This window comes from Qaidamihabitans albus (genome assembly GCF_016464705.1).
Lineage (GTDB): Bacteria > Actinomycetota > Actinomycetes > Mycobacteriales > Pseudonocardiaceae > Qaidamihabitans > Qaidamihabitans albus.
This window is the reverse complement of the sequence record NZ_JAEHOB010000004.1, coordinates 390,294-406,609: the sequence shown is the minus strand read 5'-3', so window position 1 is coordinate 406,609 and position 16,316 is coordinate 390,294. Positions and strand designations below refer to the sequence as shown.

The following is a 16,316-nucleotide window of genomic DNA, read 5'->3' as shown; positions in this document are numbered from 1 at the left end:
CCCGACTTCGGCACCCGGCCCCGAGCCTCGACCGGTGGCACGATGGTGAGCATGGTGACCAGCAACGACCAGCCGCCGCCGCTCGAATGGGTCGCGGCCTACCGGGCGGCCATGGTGAACGACCTGATCACGTTCCTGCGCGCCCGACTCGGAGAGTTGGAACAGAAGGCGCCGGACGTGCACGAGGGTCGGTGTGCTGCGCACCATGAGCAAGACCGGGGTTACGAGTACCACCCGGAGTGGTGTGACTGCGGGCGACCGGATCGCGAACGCGCTCATATCGAGGCGAAGCGCCGCATCATCGAAATGCTGACGCGGTACGAAAGGGCCATTCAGCAGGGGGAGAGCGAGACTGCCCGGCCCAGCGACTCGATTCCCGCAGCCATGTACGCCGCACGTGACGGGCTTGACCAGGTCATACGCCTGCACGCCGCTGCACACGCCGACCATCCGGACTACCGCGAGGAGTGGCGGCCGTAGGAGCAGTGCGTTCAGCGGCATGGACGACGGCGAGCGAGCGCGGTTGGGTCCGGCGCTCGTTCATTGACGGTACGCCCCGGTGCGTCCTCACGTTCCAATTCGCACCGGCCGTCGGGGCCATCGGGCTACCGCGCGTCACCCGGAATCCCCTTCCTGCCCGGTCATGGTTCAAGCACATCAAGGGCGCCTGCGGCGTCGCTGACGCGATGAGTGAAGCTCACCCTTGACACGGTCGGCACGGCGCTACGGATCGGCAGGAGCGAAGGGCACCAGGGTTTGGAGATCGCGACTGAAGCCCCGTTCAGTACTCGACGCGATACCAGTGGGCCGTCTCGCCCGTAAGTGGTGTCAGACGCACCCTCTGATCGTCGGTGTGGAACATCCGTACGCCGCCACCGAGCAATACCGGGGCAACGAACACAAGAATCTCGTCGAGGAGCTCAGCCTTGAGGCACTGCATGGCGACGTTCGCGCCCAGGATGTTCACGTACTTGTCGCCGGCGGCCTGCTTGGCTTGAGCAACAGCGCTATGCAGGTCGCTGACGAATGTCACGCTCGTGGCAGGCTCATCCGGCGGGCGGTGAGTGAGCACGAACGTCGGGCCGTGGTAGGCGCCCCCGAACGCGCCTTCCTTCTCAGTACCTCGGTTCGGGTCATCACCGCCGAAGGTGTTGTTGCCAGCCAGGATCGCGCCGGTACTCGCCAGCAGGCGCGTCGCTGTAGGGTTCTCGGCCACCAGATGTTCGGACAGCCAGGACATGTCGCCGTCAGGGCCAGCGATGTAGCCATCGAGTGACATGGTCGCCGAGTAGAGAAGCTTGGCCATACCTGCCCTTCAGTTGGTCGTCGTGTGAATAGACAAGCACGCTGCCCGAAAGTCATCGGTGGCGCACGGGTTGCGTGGCCTTGGCGGAACTACACCGATCCCAGGTCCGGTTACGTAGGGCAACTAGCGTCGGTAGCAACATCCCAACATGCCCCGGTCGACGGACGCACCCGGCGAGTAGGGACACTCGCAGGTCAGCGACGAGGAGAACCACCCGTCAGAACTGGTAGTACAGGAACGGGCTGAACGTGCCGGTGGCCACCAGGATCGCCGCGTACGCCAGCCCGACCGTCATCACGCCGACCCGCAGCACGGCCGCGGGGCGGTTGCGCGCCGACTCCAGCAGCGGCCCGGTCACCGGATGCGCCGGAAGGAAGAAGATGATCATTGCGGCGAGCAGCAGCACCAGCCGCTGGTTGGTGAGCGCCGACTCGATGACCTCGGTGAGGCCGTCGAAGTCCGGCAGCAGCATGTGCCCGATCATCGTCAGCGCCTGGCCCAGATCGGCGGCCCGGAAGAACACCCAGCCGAACATCGCCAGCACGAGCGTGAGCGCCCGCCGGGCGATGCGGGCCCCGGTGGCACTCGGCGTGGCGTCCCAGCCGAACGCGCGCTCGATGATGAGCAGCGCGCCGTGGTAGGCGCCCCAGACGACGAACGTCCACGCCGCGCCGTGCCAGAAGCCGGTCAGCACGAACACGATGCACAGGTTGCGGTAGGTCTTGCCGACCCCGGCCCGGTTGCCGCCGAGCGGGATGTAGACGTAGTCACGGAACCAGCGGGACAGCGACATGTGCCAGCGGCGCCAGAACTCGGTGATCGTCACCGAGGAGTACGGCCTGGCGAAGTTCTCCGGCAGCCGGAAGCCGAGCATCCGGCCGAGCCCGATCGCCATGTCGGAGTAGCCGGAGAAGTCGAAGTAGAGCTGCAGCGTGTATCCGATGGCGCCGAGCCAGGCGATCGCGAACGTCATCTCGTTCGACGGCGTCGCGAAACAGGCGTCGACCATCGGCCCGATCGAGTCGGCGATGATCGCCTTCTTGCACAGTCCCAGCGCGAACCGGGGAAATCCCGCGGCGATGTCGTCCAGGCGGTGCGAACGGAGCTGGGGCAGCTGGTCGGCGATCTCCCGGTACCGCACGATCGGCCCCGCGGCGAGCTGCGGGAACATCGAGATGTAGGTGGCGAAGGAGACCGGGTTGCGCAGCGCGGTCCGCTCGCCGCGGTAGATGTCCACCACGTAGGAGATGTGGTGGAACGTGAAGAACGAGATCCCGATCGGCAGCGCCAGCTGGACGATGGGGAAGTCGCCGCCGAGCAGGCGCGTGAACCAGGCGATCTGCTCGGTCGCGAAGCCCGCGTACTTCCAGATCACCAGGATGGACAGGTCGAACGCGATCACGGCGATGAGCAGCCTGCGCCGGAAGCGGGCAGGCCGCATGTCCCATTCGTCCGGTTCCAGCGACGGTCCGGCGGCGAAGTTGACCACCATGCACGCGAGCAGCAGCAGGGTGAACGACCCGGCGCCGGTCGCGTAGAAGATCAGGCTGCCGACCGCGATGATGCCGTTTCGCCAGCTCCGCGGGCACACCAGCACGGCGAACAGGACCGCCGGCATGAAGTACCACAGGAACAGTGGTGAGACGAACGACATCCTGCGCGGGCCCCCTGGTCACGGATCAGCATCGTGACCTTAGCCGAGCGCCGGTCCCGGTGGAGGCGGTATCGACGTCAAGTGGCGGGCGCCATGCGGCTCGTGAGTGCGCACACGAGTTCTAACTCGCGTACGCACTCACGAGGCTACGTGCGGCCGGTGATGCGACGGCGCCTGGCCACCTCGGCCAGCAGCACCGACGCGGCCACGGAGGCGTTCAGCGACTCGACACCGGCCGCCATCGGGATCGACACGGTCGCGTCACACGTCTCCCGCACCAGCCGGGAGAGCCCGCGCCCCTCGGAGCCGACCACCACGACCAGCGGCTCGGCGGCCAGTTCGAGCGAGTCGATGGCGACCGAGCCGTCCGCATCGAGGCCGACGAGCATCAGCCCTTCCGACGCGTACGACCGCAGCTGCCTGGTGAGGTTGGTCGCCATCGCCACCGGGAGCTTCGCGGCCGTGCCCGCGCTCGTCCGCCACGCCACCGCCGTCATCCCGGCGCTGCGCCTGCTCGGCAGCAGCACGCCGTGCGCGCCGAACGCGGCCGCGGAACGGATCACCGCTCCCAGATTGCGCGGATCGGTGACCCCGTCGAGCGCGACGAGCAGCGGGGCGTCGCCCGAGTCCCGCGCGGTGGCCAGCAGGTCGTCCGGGTGCGCGTACTCGAACTGGGGCACCTGCAGGCCGAGCCCCTGGTGCATCGCGCCGCCGGTCTTGCGGTCCAGCTCCTCGCGCGGGATCTCCAGGATCGATGTGCCCCGGTCGGCGGCCATGCGGACCGCCTCGGTGACGCGGTCGTCGGCGTCGACGTTCAGCGCGACGTACAGCGCGGTCGCCGGCACCTCCGCGCGCAGCGCCTCCACGACCGGGTTGCGCCCGGCGATGATCTCCGGGCCTTCGGCCTTCTTCGCCCGGTTCTTCTCGGCCTTCGCGGCGGCGGCCGCGCGCCGCTGTTTCGGATGGCCCGGCCGCATCTCGCCCTTGGGGGTCGGCCCCTTGCCTTCGAGGCCCTTGCGGCGCTGGCCGCCGGAGCCGACGACCTGCCCCTTCTTCGTGCCCGTCTTACGCACGGCGCCGCGGCGCCGGGAATTGCCAGCCATCGCTCAGTCTCTTACTGTCCATAAAGGACCATTCGGGGTGTCTTCCACCGCGATTCCGGCATTCGTGAGCTGATCACGAATGATATCCGCCGTCGCGAAGTCGCGTTCGGCGCGGGCCCGCTGGCGCGCCGCGAGCATGCCGTCCACCAGGTCGGCCAGCGCCTGGGACTCGGTGCCGGCCCGCTCGGCCCACCGCTCGGACAGCGGGTCGAGCCCGAGCACCTCGGTCATCGCCCGCACGGTCTCCGCCAGCTCGACGGACTTGGCGGCGTCGCCCCCGTCCAGCGCGGCGTTGCCGTCGCGGACCGTGTTGTGCAGTACGGCGAACGCCTGTGGCGTGCCGAGGTCGTCGTCGAGTGCGGCGGCGAACTCGGCGGCCACCTTCCCGGCGCGCACCTCGCCGGAAGCGCCGGAGACCCGCCGCAGGAACTGCTCGATCCGCCGGTAGCCCTGCGCGGCCTCGGACAGTGCCGCGTCGGAGTACTCGATCGTCGAGCGGTAGTGCGGCTGGATCAAGTAGTAGCGCAGCTCGACCGCGCGGTAGCGGCGCACCATCTCCGGGATCGCGACCACGTTGCCCAGCGACTTCGACATCTTCTCACCGGAAAGGGTGACCCAGGCGTTGTGCAGCCAGAACCGTGCGAACCCGTCGCCCGCCGCCCGCGACTGTGCGCGCTCGTTCTCGTGGTGCGGGAACACCAGGTCGACACCGCCGCCGTGGATGTCGAACTCGGGCCCGAGGTAGGTGGTGGCCATCGCCGAGCACTCGAGGTGCCAGCCGGGCCTGCCCTCGCCCCACGGTGTCGGCCACGACGGCTCACCGGGTTTGCTGCTCTTCCACAGCGTGAAGTCACGTGGGTCGCGCTTGCCCTCGGCCTGGGTCTCGCCCTGCTGCATCTCGTCGAGCCGCTGCCCGGACAGCACGCCGTAGTCGTCGAACGATGTGACCGAGAAGTACACGTCGCCCCCCGCGGCGTAGGCGTGCCCCGCGTCGATCAGCCGCTGCATCAGCTCGATCATCTGCGTGACGTGCCCGGTCGCGCGGGGCGCGATCGAGGGGGGCAGGCAGCCCAGCGCCGTGTAGGCGTCCTCGAACGCCCGCTCGTGCGTCGCCGCCCACTCCCACCAGGGCCTGCCCGCGTCGGCCGCCTTGGCGAGGATCTTGTCGTCGATGTCGGTGACGTTGCGCACCATCAGGACATCGAGTCCATTGTGGAGGAGCCAGCGCCGGAGCACGTCGTAGTTGAGGGCGCCGCGCACGTGGCCGATGTGCGGGATGCCCTGCACCGTGGCCCCGCACACGTACATGGACGCCGTTGCGCCACGCGCGGGTCGGAACTCCCGCACGTCCCTGGTCGCGGTGTCGTAAAGGTGAAGGGCCACGTCGAAAATGGTACGGGTCAGAGCGCGGCGTGCTCGCGCAGGGCGGCCAGCAGGCCGTCGGTGCGCTCGGCGGTCGGCAGCGGCTCGACCAGTGCGAACGCGCAGCCGAGCTCGCGTGCACCGCCGTCCGCCTCCTCGCTGTCGCCGACCATCAGCGCGTGCTCCGGCGCGACGCCCAGCCTGTCGAGGAGCCGCCGGAAAATCTCCGGGTCGGGCTTGATGGCCCCCTCCTCGTACGACAGCACGAACTCGTCGACGTAGGTGTCGAGGCCCCGTTCGGTGAACGCGGGCCGGATGTCGAAAGCGATGTTGCTCAGCACGCCGACCGAGAGGCCGTTGCCCGCCGCGCTCTTGAGCACCGCCTCGGTGTCCGGGTAGGGCGTCCACTCGCCGGGGTCGATGAGCCGGTCGTAGAGCGCCTTGGCCTGCTCGGCCCGGGAGACCCCGGACTGCCGGAGCACCTCCAGGTAGACCTTGCTGTGCAGCGCGGGGTCGAGATCACGGTTCTCCCACGCGTGCTGGTGCTCCTCATCGAGTTCGACCACCTGCGTCACCGGCGCCGTCATCCGGCGCATCAGCTCCGCCTGCGCCTCGATGTCGAGCGGGTCGCCGCCGTGGTCGGTCAGGTCGGAGAGCCAGCTCTCGTCCTGTTCCAGCCGGAACAACGTGCCGGAGAAGTCGAACAGCACCGCCCGGATCGTCACTGTTTTCCTCGCCATCTGGTCTCGGTCACGTCGTTCCCTTTCGCCGGTTCAGGGTGCGCCAGCGTCAGGCTATCCATCCGCGAGCGGCAGCAGGAGAGCGCTGGCGATGGCCGCGACGCCCTCGCCACGCCCGGTCAGGCCGAGCCCGTCGCTGGTGGTGCCGGACACGCTGACCGGCCCCCCGGCCGCGTCGCCGAGCACGCGTTGGGCCTCCTCGCGGCGGGTGCCGATCCTGGGTGCGTTGCCCACGACCTGCACCACGGCGTTGCCGACCCGGAACCCGGCCGCCTCGATCCGCCTGCGCGCCTCGGCCAGCAGGTCGGCGCCGTGTGCGCCCGACCAGCGCGGATCGCCGGTGCCGAACACGGCTCCGAGGTCACCGAGGCCGGCGGCCGAGAGCAGCGCGTCACACAGCGCGTGCGAGGCGACATCACCGTCGGAGTGCCCCGCGCAGCCGTCGACGCCCGGCCAGTACAGGCCCGCGATCCAGCAGTCCCTGCCCGGTTCGACGGGGTGGACGTCGACACCCTGCCCGATCCTCACGACGTTCCCTCGACAGTCAGCAACGCTTCCATGACGGCCACGTCGAAGGGCGAGGCCAGGCGTCGCCCCCGGGGATGCCCGGTGACGGTGCGTACCTCGCCACCGAGGGCACCGAGCGGGTCGGCCGGATCGGCCCGGAGCAGCACCTCGGCCCGGAAGCCGTGCGGGCTCTGCGCGGATCGCAGCAGTGAACGGTCCCGGGTGCCGCACACCACGCCCGCGGAGTCGACGACCTTGATGGTGTCCGTCACCGGCTCGACCGGGACGGCCGCGGACGCTCCCGCCCGTACCGCGTCGATGACCGCGCCGACCGTGGCGGCAGGGGTGAATGGCCGTGCCGGGTCGTGCACCAGCACGACATCGGACGGCTGAACAGCGCCGACCGCGAGGGCCGACCGCACCCAATCGGCACGGCCGGCACTCCCGGTGACGACTTTCACGCGGGTCTCGGCCAGCGGCTGGAGCATGGCCGAGCACACCGCGACCTGTTGCGGCGGCGCGAGCACGATCACCTGGCCGACCGAGCCGCACTGCAGCAAGCCGCGCACGGCATGCCACAGCAACGGCTCGCCGAGAGCCCGCAGCGATATCCCCGGAGGAGGATCGTCCCGATCATCGAAGGGGACAAGTGCGACGACGCTCAGGGTGACTAGACCGCCGCGGTTTCCAGGACCTCGTCGAGGAGCACCTCGGCCTTACCCTCATCGGTGCCCTCGGCCAGTGCCAGTTCGCTCACCAGTATTTGCCGCGCCTTGGCCAGCATCCGCTTCTCACCAGCGGACAAGCCGCGGTCCTTTTCACGCCGCCAGAGGTCGCGCACCACTTCGGCCACCTTGTTCACGTCGCCGGAGGCGAGCTTCTCGAGGTTGGCCTTGTACCGGCGAGACCAGTTCGTGGGCTCGTCGGTGTGCGGCGCACGCAGCACGTCGAAAACGCGGTTGAGGCCGTCCTGTCCCACGACATCACGCACGCCGACGATCTCGGCGTTGTCTGCTGGAACGCGAACGGTGAGGTCCCCCTGCGCGACTTTGAGGACGAGGTACTGCTTCTCCTCGCCCTTGATCACGCGGGTCTCGATCGCTTCGATGAGTGCGGCACCGTGGTGCGGGTAGACGACGGTCTCTCCGACCTTGAAAACCATGTGTCCTCTGCCCCTTTCGCTGTGTCCATGCTAGCACGGAGGCTCGGCGGGTAACCAGCCACCCGAGATCGTCCTCGCAGGTCAGTGGCCTGATCGTGGCCTGCCGGGGGTTGACAAACGCCGGATCTCCGTACTCACGCAGGTGGCGCCGATGGGGCCACGGGGCCTGCCGAAATCCACTGTGGACAATTGATCTTGGACGTGGCCGAGTGGCCGGCGCCACGGATCGGCCACCACATGCCGCCGGTGATCGGGTGTCCGGATAGTCTGCGCGGCAGGGTCGACCCCGCCTAGGAAGGACTCGCAGAGATGAGACAGCGCCGGATGCTGGGCGCGGCCGTGCTCGGGCTCGTCGCACTGGCCGTCGTGGGATGCGGTGCCGGGCAGATCACCCAGACCGACAGCCAGGAGGCCGCCGTCAACGGCGCGGTGGCCGAGACGGGCGACATCCTGGTCCGCGACGCGGAGCTGGTCTATCCCGAGGTCGCCGAGCGAGAGGGGCCGTCGGTGTACCCGGTCGGTTCCGACGCCGAGGTCAAGATGGCGCTCGTCAACCAGAGCCTGACGAGCGACGAGCTGGTGTCGGCCCGCTCGGACGACGCGCAGCGGGTCGCCGTCAAAGGCGAGACGGTCATCCCCGGGGACACGGCGCTGACCATCGCGCCGACCCGGCCGAACCTGGACCGGCTGCTGCACGCCGAGATGACGGTGGAAGGGCTGACCCGCGAGGTGCGCCCCGGTCAGACGATCAAGGTCGTCCTCGACTTCCGTAGGGCCGGTTCGGTCACCGTCGACCTGCCGATCGCCGCTCCGGCCGAGCCCCGCGAGGAGGGGCCGGAACCCGAGCCCGAGCACTGACTGTCGGTACCCGCGGCTAGCGTCGGGGCGTGGCAAAAAAGGGCTCCAGCTATCGCTGCGCGGAATGTGGCACCGAGGTCGCCAAGTGGGTCGGCCGCTGCCCGGAATGTCAGGCGTGGGGCACGATCGAGGAGCGTGGCGACGCCCGCCCGGCCATCGCGCGGGTGTCGGCCGGCGCTCCGAGCGCGCCCGCCCGGCCGATCGGCGAGGTGGACGTCGAGGCTTCTCGCGCCAGGGCGACCGGCGTGTCCGAACTCGACCGGGTGCTCGGCGGTGGCCTGGTGCCGGGTGCGGTCGTGCTGCTCGCCGGGGAGCCCGGTGTCGGCAAGTCGACATTGTTGCTGGAGGTCGCCTACCAGTGGGCGGCCGAGGACCCCACCGCCGGCCCTTCGCTCTATGTGACCGGTGAGGAGTCGGCGGGGCAGGTGCGGCTGCGGGCGGAGCGCACCGGCAACGTGCACGGCCGCATGTACCTGGCCGCGGAGAGCGACCTGTCCGCCATCCTCGGGCACGTCGACGACGTCAAGCCCGGCGTGCTCATCGTCGACTCGGTGCAGACGATGGCCTCGCCACAGGCCGAAGGATCGCCGGGCGGGGTCACCCAGGTACGCGCCGTGGCGGCCGGCCTCGTCGCGCTGGCCAAGGAACGCGGTCTCCCGGTGGTCCTCGTCGGTCACGTGACCAAGGAGGGCTCGGTCGCCGGACCCCGCCTGCTGGAGCATCTGGTCGACGTCGTCCTGCACTTCGAGGGCGACCGCCACTCGACGCTGCGGATGGTCCGCGGCGTGAAGAACAGGTTCGGCGCCGCCGACGAGATCGGCTGCTTCGAGTTGCGCGACGACGGCATCGCCGGCGTGCCCGATCCGTCCGGTCTCTTCCTGAACCGGCATGCCGAGGCGGTGCCCGGCACGGCGATCACTGTCACCGTGGAGGGCAAGCGCCCCCTGCTCTGCGAGGTGCAGGCCCTCGTCGCGCGATCGAGCCTGGCCCAGCCGCGGCGCGCGGTGAGCGGACTTGATTCCGCGCGCGTCGGGATGGTGCTCGCGGTGCTGGAGAAGCGCGGCCGCATCCGGTTCGGCGAACAGGACGTCTACACCGCCACGGTCGGCGGGATGAAGGTGACCGAGCCCGCCGTCGACCTGGCGATCGCGCTGGCGGTCTCCTCCGCCGCGCAGGACGTCGCGCTCTCACCGCGGCTGGTGGCGATCGGCGAGGTCGGTCTGGCCGGTGAGGTACGGCGGGTCACCGGCGTGGGCAGGCGGTTGTCGGAGGCAGTGCGGCTGGGGTTCACCCACGCGCTGGTGCCCCCCGATCCGGGGCCCCTGCCGGACGGCATCCGGGCGCTGGAGGTGGGCGACCTGGGCAGCGCGCTCAACGCGGTCCAGCACGTGCCGGTGCACTGACGGAGCCGGGGTGCCCCCGACGAACACCCCGGCCCCTCTTGGTTATTGCCCGCCGGACGGGCCGCGTTCACGGCTTGTCACCCATCCGGCCCACCACGGCATAGTCGGCGGTCCACTCGCCGACGATCGTCCCGGCCGGGACGAGTCCGCCCTCCCGGCCCGACGGCGCGTCGACGAGTTGTACCTGGTGGCCGCCGACGAGCAGGCCCGTCGCCGGGTCGACGAGCAGCACGATGCGGTGAAAGCCCTGGTCGTCGATGCTGATCGGCACCGCGGTGCGGCCGTCACCGGTGGTGGTCTCGGCGCCGACCGCGACGCCCGGCAGATAGCCGAGCGTGCCGAACAGCGCCCTGCGCAGGTCCGCGGGCACCGCGTCGGCCAGCAACTGCGCGATCTTGCGGAAGGCGGCAGCCGGTGCGTCCTCCCTCGGCCACTGGTCGGCCACCAGCTGGCGGTACAGCGCCCGCGGATCGCGCGGCAGTGCGGCGGTGAACCCCGCGTCCGGATGCCACCAGCCCACCACCTTGGTGTCGAACCGGCCGCCGTCGCCGAACATCGTGCCGTCCTCGGTGGTGCGCTGCCACGTACCCGAACGGTCGGCGGGAATCCAGGTCCGGGCCGGTTCGGCGGTGTCCCTGCCCCGCGGCCGCCGCTCGATGTAGAGGTACTCGCCAGGGGCCACGACGAGGTCGGTGGCGTTCTCGCCGAGCCTGCCGGCGTCGTTGCGCGGCTCGGCCGGGATGGCGGGCAGCGGGCGCTCGTACCAGGGGCCCGCGGGCTGCTCCGGCCCGGCGGGCGGCGCGACGGGTATCTCCTCGCCGGTCACCGAGACGACCACGACCCCGCCGCCGAGGATCGCGATGGCGACCGCGGCGGCCAGCGGAAGCAGCCTGCGAGCGGTGGGCCGGGCCGCGCGGCGGGCCGCGAGCGGAGGCTCCGGCAGGGAGCCGGGCGCCCGGTCCACGGCGGCGAGCAGCCGGGCCCGCCCCTCGGTGAACGCCGGTTCGGACATCTCGGGCCGGCCGGCGCGCAGCCGGCGCACCAGCCCGTCGATCTCGCTGTCGTCGGTCATCGGTCGGTCTCCTGGGTGCGCAGCTTGCGGCGCAGCGTGGTGCGCGCACGATGCAGGCGGGTACGGGCGGTGCGCGGGTGGATGTCGAGTGCCTCGGCCGCCTCGGCCGGGGTGAGGTCGGCCCAGGCGACGAGCAGCAGGACGTCGCGCTCCTCCCGGCGCAGTGCGGCGAGAGTGCGGGCCGCCGCGCGCAGCCTGCCCTCGGCGTCGGCGCGGTCAACGGCGACCGCGTCGAGCGGGTCGGCGATGCAGGCGCGGCCGCCGTCGCGGGCCAGCGCGCGCAGGCCGCGGACCTCCCGCCGCGCGTGCCTGCGGAGCAGGTTGGTGGCGATGCCGTACAGCCATGCCCTGGCGGTACCGCGCGCCGGGTCGTAGTGCGCGCGGCCGGTCCACGCGGCGAGGAACGTCTCCGCCACCAGGTCGTCCGCCGTCTCGGTGTCGAGCCTGCGGGACAGGTAACGGTGCAGTGGCCGGGCGTGCGCGTCGTAGAGCCCGGCCAGCACCGTGCCCGCGTCGGCGCCGGTGAGGTCGGGCCGCTCGTGCTGGTCCGCGCCGGGCCCGCTGGTCATCGTCACACCACAGTCTTGCCCGCGGCGGTGCGCGGCGTTCCGGATTGTCGGTCCCCGCGCGTAGGGTGCCGCGTGACCGAACTCACATGGGGAGGCTCGTATGGAAACGTTGCTCGCGATAGGTACGCGCAAGGGGCTCTGGCTCGCGCGCAGCCGGGACAGACGCCGGTGGGAGGTGTCCGGCCCGCAGTTCCCGGTCGCCGACGTCAAGGCGATCGGCATCGACACCCGGCGCGCGACGCCCCGGCTCTCGGCGAGCGTACTCAACAGCCACTTCGGCCCGACCGTGGTGACCAGCGACGACCTCGGCGCCACGTGGAGCGAGCCCGACGACGCGCCCGTCGCGTTCCCCGGCGACACCGGTGCCGCGCTCGAGGGCGTGTGGCAGTTCGCGTACGGGCCGGAGCCGGACGTCGTCTACGTCGGCGCCGAGCCGTCGGCACTGTTCCGCTCCGACGACGGCGGGCGGAGCTACGAACTGGTGCGCGGGCTGTGGGAGCACCCGCACCGGGAGCACTGGGAGCCCGGCGGCGGCGGCAAGGCGCTGCACACCGTGCTCCCGCACCCGCACGACGCGCGCCGGATGAGCGTCGCGATGTCGACCGGTGGCGTCTACCGCACCGAGGACGGCGGCGCGACCTGGAACCCGTCGAACACCGGTATCCGCGTGGAGTTCATGCCGGAGGGCCAGGAGTTTCCCGAGTACGGGCAGTGCGTGCACAAGGTCGCCGTGGACCCCTCGGACCCCGACCGGCAGTACCTGCAGAACCACGGCGGCGTGTACCGCAGCGAGGACGGCGGGGCCACGTGGCGGTCGATCGCGGAGGGGCTGCCCGCCGACTTCGGGTTCCCGATGGTCGCCCACCCGAGACGGCCGGAGGTGATCTACAACTTCCCGCTGGACTCCTCGATGATGCGGTTCCCGCCCGCGGGCCGCTGCCGGGTGTACCGCAGCGAGGACGCAGGTGCCATGTGGACGGGGCTGTCGAAGGGGCTCCCGGAGGGCGGTTTCTGGTCGGCGGTCATGCGGGACTCGATGTGCGCCGACGACGCCGACCCGGCCGGTGTGTACTTCGGTTCCCGGTCGGGCGAGGTGTGGGCGAGCCCGGACGAGGGGGAGACCTGGAACCAGGTCGCCGCCCACCTGCCCGACGTGTTCTGCGTCCGCGCCGCGGTGATCTGAATGGACGCCGCCGTCTCGACGGTCTCGGTGGGCCTGCCATCCGTGCTGCGCGGGCTCGCCGAAGGGAACTCGCGCGTGGAGGTCGCCGGTTCGACGCTGGGCGCGGTGCTCGATGCGCTGGCCGAGCGCTACCCCGGGCTGGAGCGGCGGCTCCGGGACGAGCGGGGAGGGCTGCGCCGGTACGTGAACTTCTACGTCGACGGCGAGGAGTGCCGCCGTCTCGACGGCCCGGCCACTCCGCTGCGCGACGGCGCCGAGGTGGTGGTTATCCCCTCGGTGGCCGGTGGTTGAGCGGCGCCGGGTCCGGCGCCGCGTGTTGGGTCAGGTGCGCGAGGATGCGTTCCCGCATCGGGCGGCGCTCCAGGGCGGCCTCCAGCTCGGCGACGACCGCGCTCAGGGGATGTGGCACCTCGTCGTCGAGCTCCACAACGGCGGCCTCGGTGGCACGCCACTCGGCTTCGAGGAACGGCACGAGGTCCTGGCCACGCCGGGTCAGCGCGACGCGGCGTGTTCGTGCGTCCGGTCCGGGTTCTGAGCGCACCAGCCCCTCGCGGCGCATCGCGGCGACCGTCTGGCTCATCGCCGAGTGCGTACGGTCGAGGGACCGGGCGAGCTCCCGGATGGTGAGTGGCCCGGTGTGCGCCAGCCGGATCAGCGGATAGGCGAACCGCGGCCGGACGCCCGTGATGCCGCGTTCGGTGTAGACGCTCTCGATCTCGGCGTCCAGGGCGGCGAGCAGGTCGTGCAGAGCCTGCCAGCGGCCGGGTGACGCGGTCGGATCGGTGGTTGTCACAGCACTAACATAACAGCGCTGTGACAACCACCGCCGGGTTACCGGTTCACCGCGGCGTTGGCGCGGTCACCCTGCCAGCAGGCGGGCGCAGCGGGCAAGGCCGATGTGCGAGTACGCCTGCGGATGGTTGCCTAGCGAGCGCTCGGCGATGGGATCGTATTGCTCGGGCAGCAGCCCGGTCGGGCCCGCGGCGTCCACCAGCTGCTCGAAGAGCTCCTGCGCCTCGGTGCGCCGGCCGGTCAGCAGGTACGCCTCGATCATCCACGCCGCACACAGGTGGAAGCCGCCCTCGTCGCCGGGCAACCCGTCGTCGCGCCGGTAGCGGTACACCGTCGAGCCGCTGCGCAGCTCGCTCTCGATCGCCGTCACCGTCGACTGGAACCGCTCGTCCTGCGGGTCGAGCAGCCCGGACAGCCCGACGAACAGCGAGGCGGCGTCCAGGTCGGTGCCGTCGTAGGCGGTGGTGAACGCCTGCACCTCCGCATTCCAGCCGTGCGTCAGGACGTCGGTCGCGATCTCCTCCCGCAGCTCCGCCCAGCCGTTCGGTACCTGCCGGTCGTACACCTCGGCGAGCCGGATCGCGCGGTCGAGCGTCACCCAGCACATCACGCGCGAGTACACCCGGTGCCGCGGCATGTGCCGCTCCTCCCAGATGCCATGGTCGGGCTCGTTCCAGCGCCGCTTGACCGCCTCGGCCATCGCGCGCACCATCTGCCAGTCCTGGTCGCGAAGGCCGCCGCGCGCCTCGGCCAGCGTCACCACCAGCTCGACCACGGGGCCGAACACGTCGAGCTGCACCTGATGGTTGGCGAGGTTGCCGACGCGCACCGGCCGCGAGCCCTTGTACCCCGGCAGCGAGTCGATCACGGCCTCGGCGCCGAGCTGAGTCCCGGCCAGCGTGTAGAGCGGGTGCAGCCGTTCCGGCCCGGCGAGCGTGGACAGCACGCCGTGCAGCCAGCGCAGGAAGCCGTCGGCCTCCTCCAGCGACCCCAGCTCGACCAGCTCGCGCGCGGTCATCGCGCCGTCGCGGACCCAGCAGTAGCGGTAGTCCCAGTTGCGGACGCCACCGATCTCCTCGGGCAGCGACGTGGTCGCCGCCGCCATGATTCCGCCGGTCTCCACGTCGACGAGCCCGCGCAGCGTCAGCGCGGAGCGGGTCACCAGCTCGGGCTCGACGCTGGGCAGCTTGAGCGTGGTCGCCCACGTGCTCCAGTACTCGCCCGCGCGGGCCCGGCGGTCCAGTTCGGGCAGCTCGTGCGGGCCGAGCTCCGTGGTGCCGCAGCGCAGCTCCAGCACCACCGGCTTGCCCGGTGCAGGCTGGACGAGCGCGGTCGCGGTGTCGTGCAGCCCGTCGCTGGTGATCTCCCACTGCACACCGGGCGCCCGCAGCACGAACGGCTCGGACGTGCCGAGCACACGCAGGCCGTCCTCCTCCTGCAGCAGCCGCACCGGCACGCCGCCGAACTCCGGCCGCGGCGCGAACACCACGGACGCGGTGGCCTCGCCGGAGATCACGCGCACCAGGTCGGTGCGGTGCATCGGGCTCTCCGGTTCCAGGTAGTCGGTGACCAGCAGCCTCGACCAGCGGGTCTCGACGGTCATCGTGTTCGGCAGGTACCGCTGCCCGAGCGGCAACCCATTGCGGTGCGGGTTGATGGTGAAGTGGCCCGCCGCGGGGCCGCCGAGGAGATCGGCGAACACGGCGGGCGCGTCGGGACCGGGGTGGCACAGCCAGGTGAGCTTGGCATCGGGCGTGAGCAGGGCCACCGAGCGTTCGCACGCGAGCATCGACAGCCGCTCGATCGGCGGCGACTGCTCGCCGTAGAGCCAGTTCCGCCGCTCCTCCAGCATGAAGGCGAGGATCGTCGCGACGTCCACCGTGTCCGGCACCCGGTACTGGGCGAGGCTTTCGCCGTCGCCGACCTTCACTCCGAGGTCGGGCCCGGTCAGCCGCGCGAAGACCTTCTCGTCGGTGACGTCGTCGCCGAGGAACACGGCCGCGGTGGCACCGACCTGGTGGCGCAGGGTGTCGAGCGCCTTGCCCTTGTCGGTCTGCACGACGGAGAGCTCGACGACCTCCTTGCCATCGGTCGTGGAGACACCATCCCACTTCGAAGGTCCACTGTGGACTTCGGCGAGGATCTGCCTGCCCACCTCGTGGTCGGCGCGGCGGACGTGCACGGCGATACTCGCAGGCTTCACCTCCAGGGTGACGCCGGGCGCACCGCCGATGAGCCGCTCCAGCTCGGTTTCGAGGTCACGGTGCAGGCGGCGGGCCCCGGCGTCGAGCTCGTGCACGAAGCCGATGTCGAACTCGGAGCCATGGCTGCCGACGAGGTGGACCTCGGCGGGAAGTCTGGAAAGCGTGGCGAGATCACGCAGGGCACGACCCGAGATCACCGCGGCGGTGGTCTCGTGCAGGCCGGCCAGCGACCGCAGCGCACCCACCGACTCGGGCCGCGCGCGGGCCTCGTCGGGGTTCGCCGTGATCGGAGCCAGCGTGCCGTCGTAGTCGCAGGCGACCAGCAGGCGCGGTGTCCGGGCGATCTGCACGATCGCGCGCCGCAGCTCAGCGGGCAGGGCCTCGGCGGTCAACACTCCTCC

Annotated in this window: 17 protein-coding genes; 5 read left to right on the top strand and 12 right to left on the bottom strand. The window is 71.1% G+C overall.

Annotated features, from left to right (window positions below; translation table 11 throughout):
- The first annotated feature begins 51 nt into the window (after positions 1-51).
- Positions 52-480, top strand: coding sequence for a DUF6221 family protein (locus JAP66_RS10910; protein WP_199431514.1), 429 nt, complete (start codon positions 52-54; stop codon positions 478-480).
- Positions 481-781: 301 nt separating this feature from the next.
- On the opposite strand, the gene JAP66_RS10905 is transcribed toward JAP66_RS10910, so the two are convergent.
- The 8 genes from JAP66_RS10905 to JAP66_RS10870 form a co-directional block, all read right to left on the bottom strand.
- Positions 782-1,306, bottom strand: a complete 525-nt coding sequence (locus JAP66_RS10905) for a dihydrofolate reductase family protein (RefSeq protein ID WP_199431513.1) — start codon at positions 1,304-1,306, stop codon at positions 782-784.
- Positions 1,307-1,523: 217 nt separating this feature from the next.
- Entirely contained in the window at positions 1,524-2,960 is a 1,437-nt protein-coding gene (locus JAP66_RS10900; protein WP_199431512.1) for an MBOAT family O-acyltransferase, read from the bottom strand.
- 146 nt (positions 2,961-3,106) lie between these two features.
- A complete protein-coding gene (gene rlmB / locus JAP66_RS10895) occupies positions 3,107-4,063 on the bottom strand; it encodes a 23S rRNA (guanosine(2251)-2'-O)-methyltransferase RlmB (protein ID WP_199431511.1) in 957 nt (318 codons plus the stop codon).
- A 3-nt stretch (positions 4,064-4,066) separates the two neighbouring features.
- Positions 4,067-5,446, bottom strand: a complete 1,380-nt coding sequence (cysS, locus tag JAP66_RS10890) for a cysteine--tRNA ligase (RefSeq protein WP_199431510.1) — start codon at positions 5,444-5,446, stop codon at positions 4,067-4,069.
- Positions 5,447-5,463: 17 nt separating this feature from the next.
- A complete protein-coding gene (locus JAP66_RS10885; RefSeq protein ID WP_199431639.1) occupies positions 5,464-6,150 on the bottom strand; it encodes an HAD family hydrolase in 687 nt (228 codons plus the stop codon).
- Positions 6,151-6,219: 69 nt separating this feature from the next.
- Positions 6,220-6,693 (bottom strand): 2-C-methyl-D-erythritol 2,4-cyclodiphosphate synthase, encoded by a 474-nt coding sequence (gene ispF / locus JAP66_RS10880; protein WP_199431509.1) that lies wholly within the window; start codon positions 6,691-6,693, stop codon positions 6,220-6,222.
- Positions 6,690-7,277 carry an IspD/TarI family cytidylyltransferase gene (locus JAP66_RS10875; protein WP_210770016.1) on the bottom strand — a complete coding sequence of 196 codons (588 nt, stop codon included), beginning with the start codon at positions 7,275-7,277 and terminating at the stop codon, positions 6,690-6,692. The genes ispF and JAP66_RS10875 overlap by 4 nt, the downstream gene beginning before the upstream one ends.
- Positions 7,278-7,342: 65 nt before the next feature.
- Positions 7,343-7,834 (bottom strand): CarD family transcriptional regulator, encoded by a 492-nt coding sequence (locus tag JAP66_RS10870; RefSeq protein WP_009156479.1) that lies wholly within the window; start codon positions 7,832-7,834, stop codon positions 7,343-7,345.
- 309 nt (positions 7,835-8,143) lie between these two features.
- Here JAP66_RS10870 and JAP66_RS10865 point away from each other — a divergent pair, with 309 nt between their 5' ends.
- A complete protein-coding gene (locus tag JAP66_RS10865; RefSeq protein WP_199431508.1) occupies positions 8,144-8,692 on the top strand; it encodes a copper chaperone PCu(A)C domain-containing protein in 549 nt (182 codons plus the stop codon).
- Positions 8,693-8,721: 29 nt separating this feature from the next.
- Positions 8,722-10,095, top strand: a complete 1,374-nt coding sequence (gene radA / locus JAP66_RS10860) for a DNA repair protein RadA (protein WP_199431507.1) — start codon at positions 8,722-8,724, stop codon at positions 10,093-10,095.
- Positions 10,096-10,162: 67 nt separating this feature from the next.
- Here radA and JAP66_RS10855 read toward each other — a convergent pair whose 3' ends face one another.
- Together JAP66_RS10855 and JAP66_RS10850 are read right to left on the bottom strand one after the other, a co-directional pair.
- The gene (locus JAP66_RS10855) at positions 10,163-11,167 is read right to left on the bottom strand and encodes a hypothetical protein (RefSeq protein ID WP_199431506.1); all 1,005 of its coding nucleotides are present in this window, start codon (positions 11,165-11,167) and stop codon (positions 10,163-10,165) included.
- Positions 11,164-11,736, bottom strand: a complete 573-nt coding sequence (locus JAP66_RS10850) for an RNA polymerase sigma factor (RefSeq protein ID WP_199431505.1) — start codon at positions 11,734-11,736, stop codon at positions 11,164-11,166. Before JAP66_RS10850 ends, JAP66_RS10855 begins: the two co-directional genes overlap by 4 nt.
- 100 nt (positions 11,737-11,836) lie before the next feature.
- Between JAP66_RS10850 and JAP66_RS10845 the strand changes: the two genes are divergently transcribed.
- Both JAP66_RS10845 and JAP66_RS10840 read left to right on the top strand, forming a co-directional pair.
- Positions 11,837-12,919, top strand: a complete 1,083-nt coding sequence (locus tag JAP66_RS10845) for a WD40/YVTN/BNR-like repeat-containing protein (protein ID WP_199431504.1) — start codon at positions 11,837-11,839, stop codon at positions 12,917-12,919.
- Positions 12,920-13,210: a MoaD/ThiS family protein gene (locus JAP66_RS10840; protein WP_199431503.1), complete on the top strand. Its 291-nt coding sequence runs from the start codon at positions 12,920-12,922 to the stop codon at positions 13,208-13,210.
- Here the strand turns inward: JAP66_RS10840 and JAP66_RS10835 are convergent.
- Positions 13,185-13,712: a MarR family winged helix-turn-helix transcriptional regulator gene (locus tag JAP66_RS10835; protein WP_307849517.1), complete on the bottom strand. Its 528-nt coding sequence runs from the start codon at positions 13,710-13,712 to the stop codon at positions 13,185-13,187. The two genes, JAP66_RS10840 and JAP66_RS10835, sit on opposite strands and share 26 nt — an antisense overlap.
- 66 nt (positions 13,713-13,778) lie before the next feature.
- Complete coding sequence (otsB, locus tag JAP66_RS10830) at positions 13,779-16,307, bottom strand: trehalose-phosphatase (protein ID WP_199431502.1); 2,529 nt, start codon at positions 16,305-16,307, stop codon at positions 13,779-13,781.
- Between the last annotated feature and the right edge of the window lie 9 nt (positions 16,308-16,316).

Bases quoted from the DNA above. Each gene is read 5' to 3' on its own strand.
- JAP66_RS10910 (WP_199431514.1), top strand. From the start codon at position 52: ATGGTGACCAGCAACGACCAGCCGCCGCCGCTCGAATGGGTCGCGGCC.
- JAP66_RS10905 (WP_199431513.1), bottom strand. From the start codon at position 1,306: ATGGCCAAGCTTCTCTACTCGGCGACCATGTCACTCGATGGCTACATC.
- JAP66_RS10900 (WP_199431512.1), bottom strand. From the start codon at position 2,960: ATGTCGTTCGTCTCACCACTGTTCCTGTGGTACTTCATGCCGGCGGTC.
- rlmB (WP_199431511.1), bottom strand. From the start codon at position 4,063: ATGGCTGGCAATTCCCGGCGCCGCGGCGCCGTGCGTAAGACGGGCACG.
- JAP66_RS10870 (WP_009156479.1), bottom strand. From the start codon at position 7,834: ATGGTTTTCAAGGTCGGAGAGACCGTCGTCTACCCGCACCACGGTGCC.
- JAP66_RS10865 (WP_199431508.1), top strand. From the start codon at position 8,144: ATGAGACAGCGCCGGATGCTGGGCGCGGCCGTGCTCGGGCTCGTCGCA.
- JAP66_RS10855 (WP_199431506.1), bottom strand. From the start codon at position 11,167: ATGACCGACGACAGCGAGATCGACGGGCTGGTGCGCCGGCTGCGCGCC.
- JAP66_RS10850 (WP_199431505.1), bottom strand. From the start codon at position 11,736: ATGACCAGCGGGCCCGGCGCGGACCAGCACGAGCGGCCCGACCTCACC.
- JAP66_RS10845 (WP_199431504.1), top strand. From the start codon at position 11,837: ATGGAAACGTTGCTCGCGATAGGTACGCGCAAGGGGCTCTGGCTCGCG.
- JAP66_RS10840 (WP_199431503.1), top strand. From the start codon at position 12,920: ATGGACGCCGCCGTCTCGACGGTCTCGGTGGGCCTGCCATCCGTGCTG.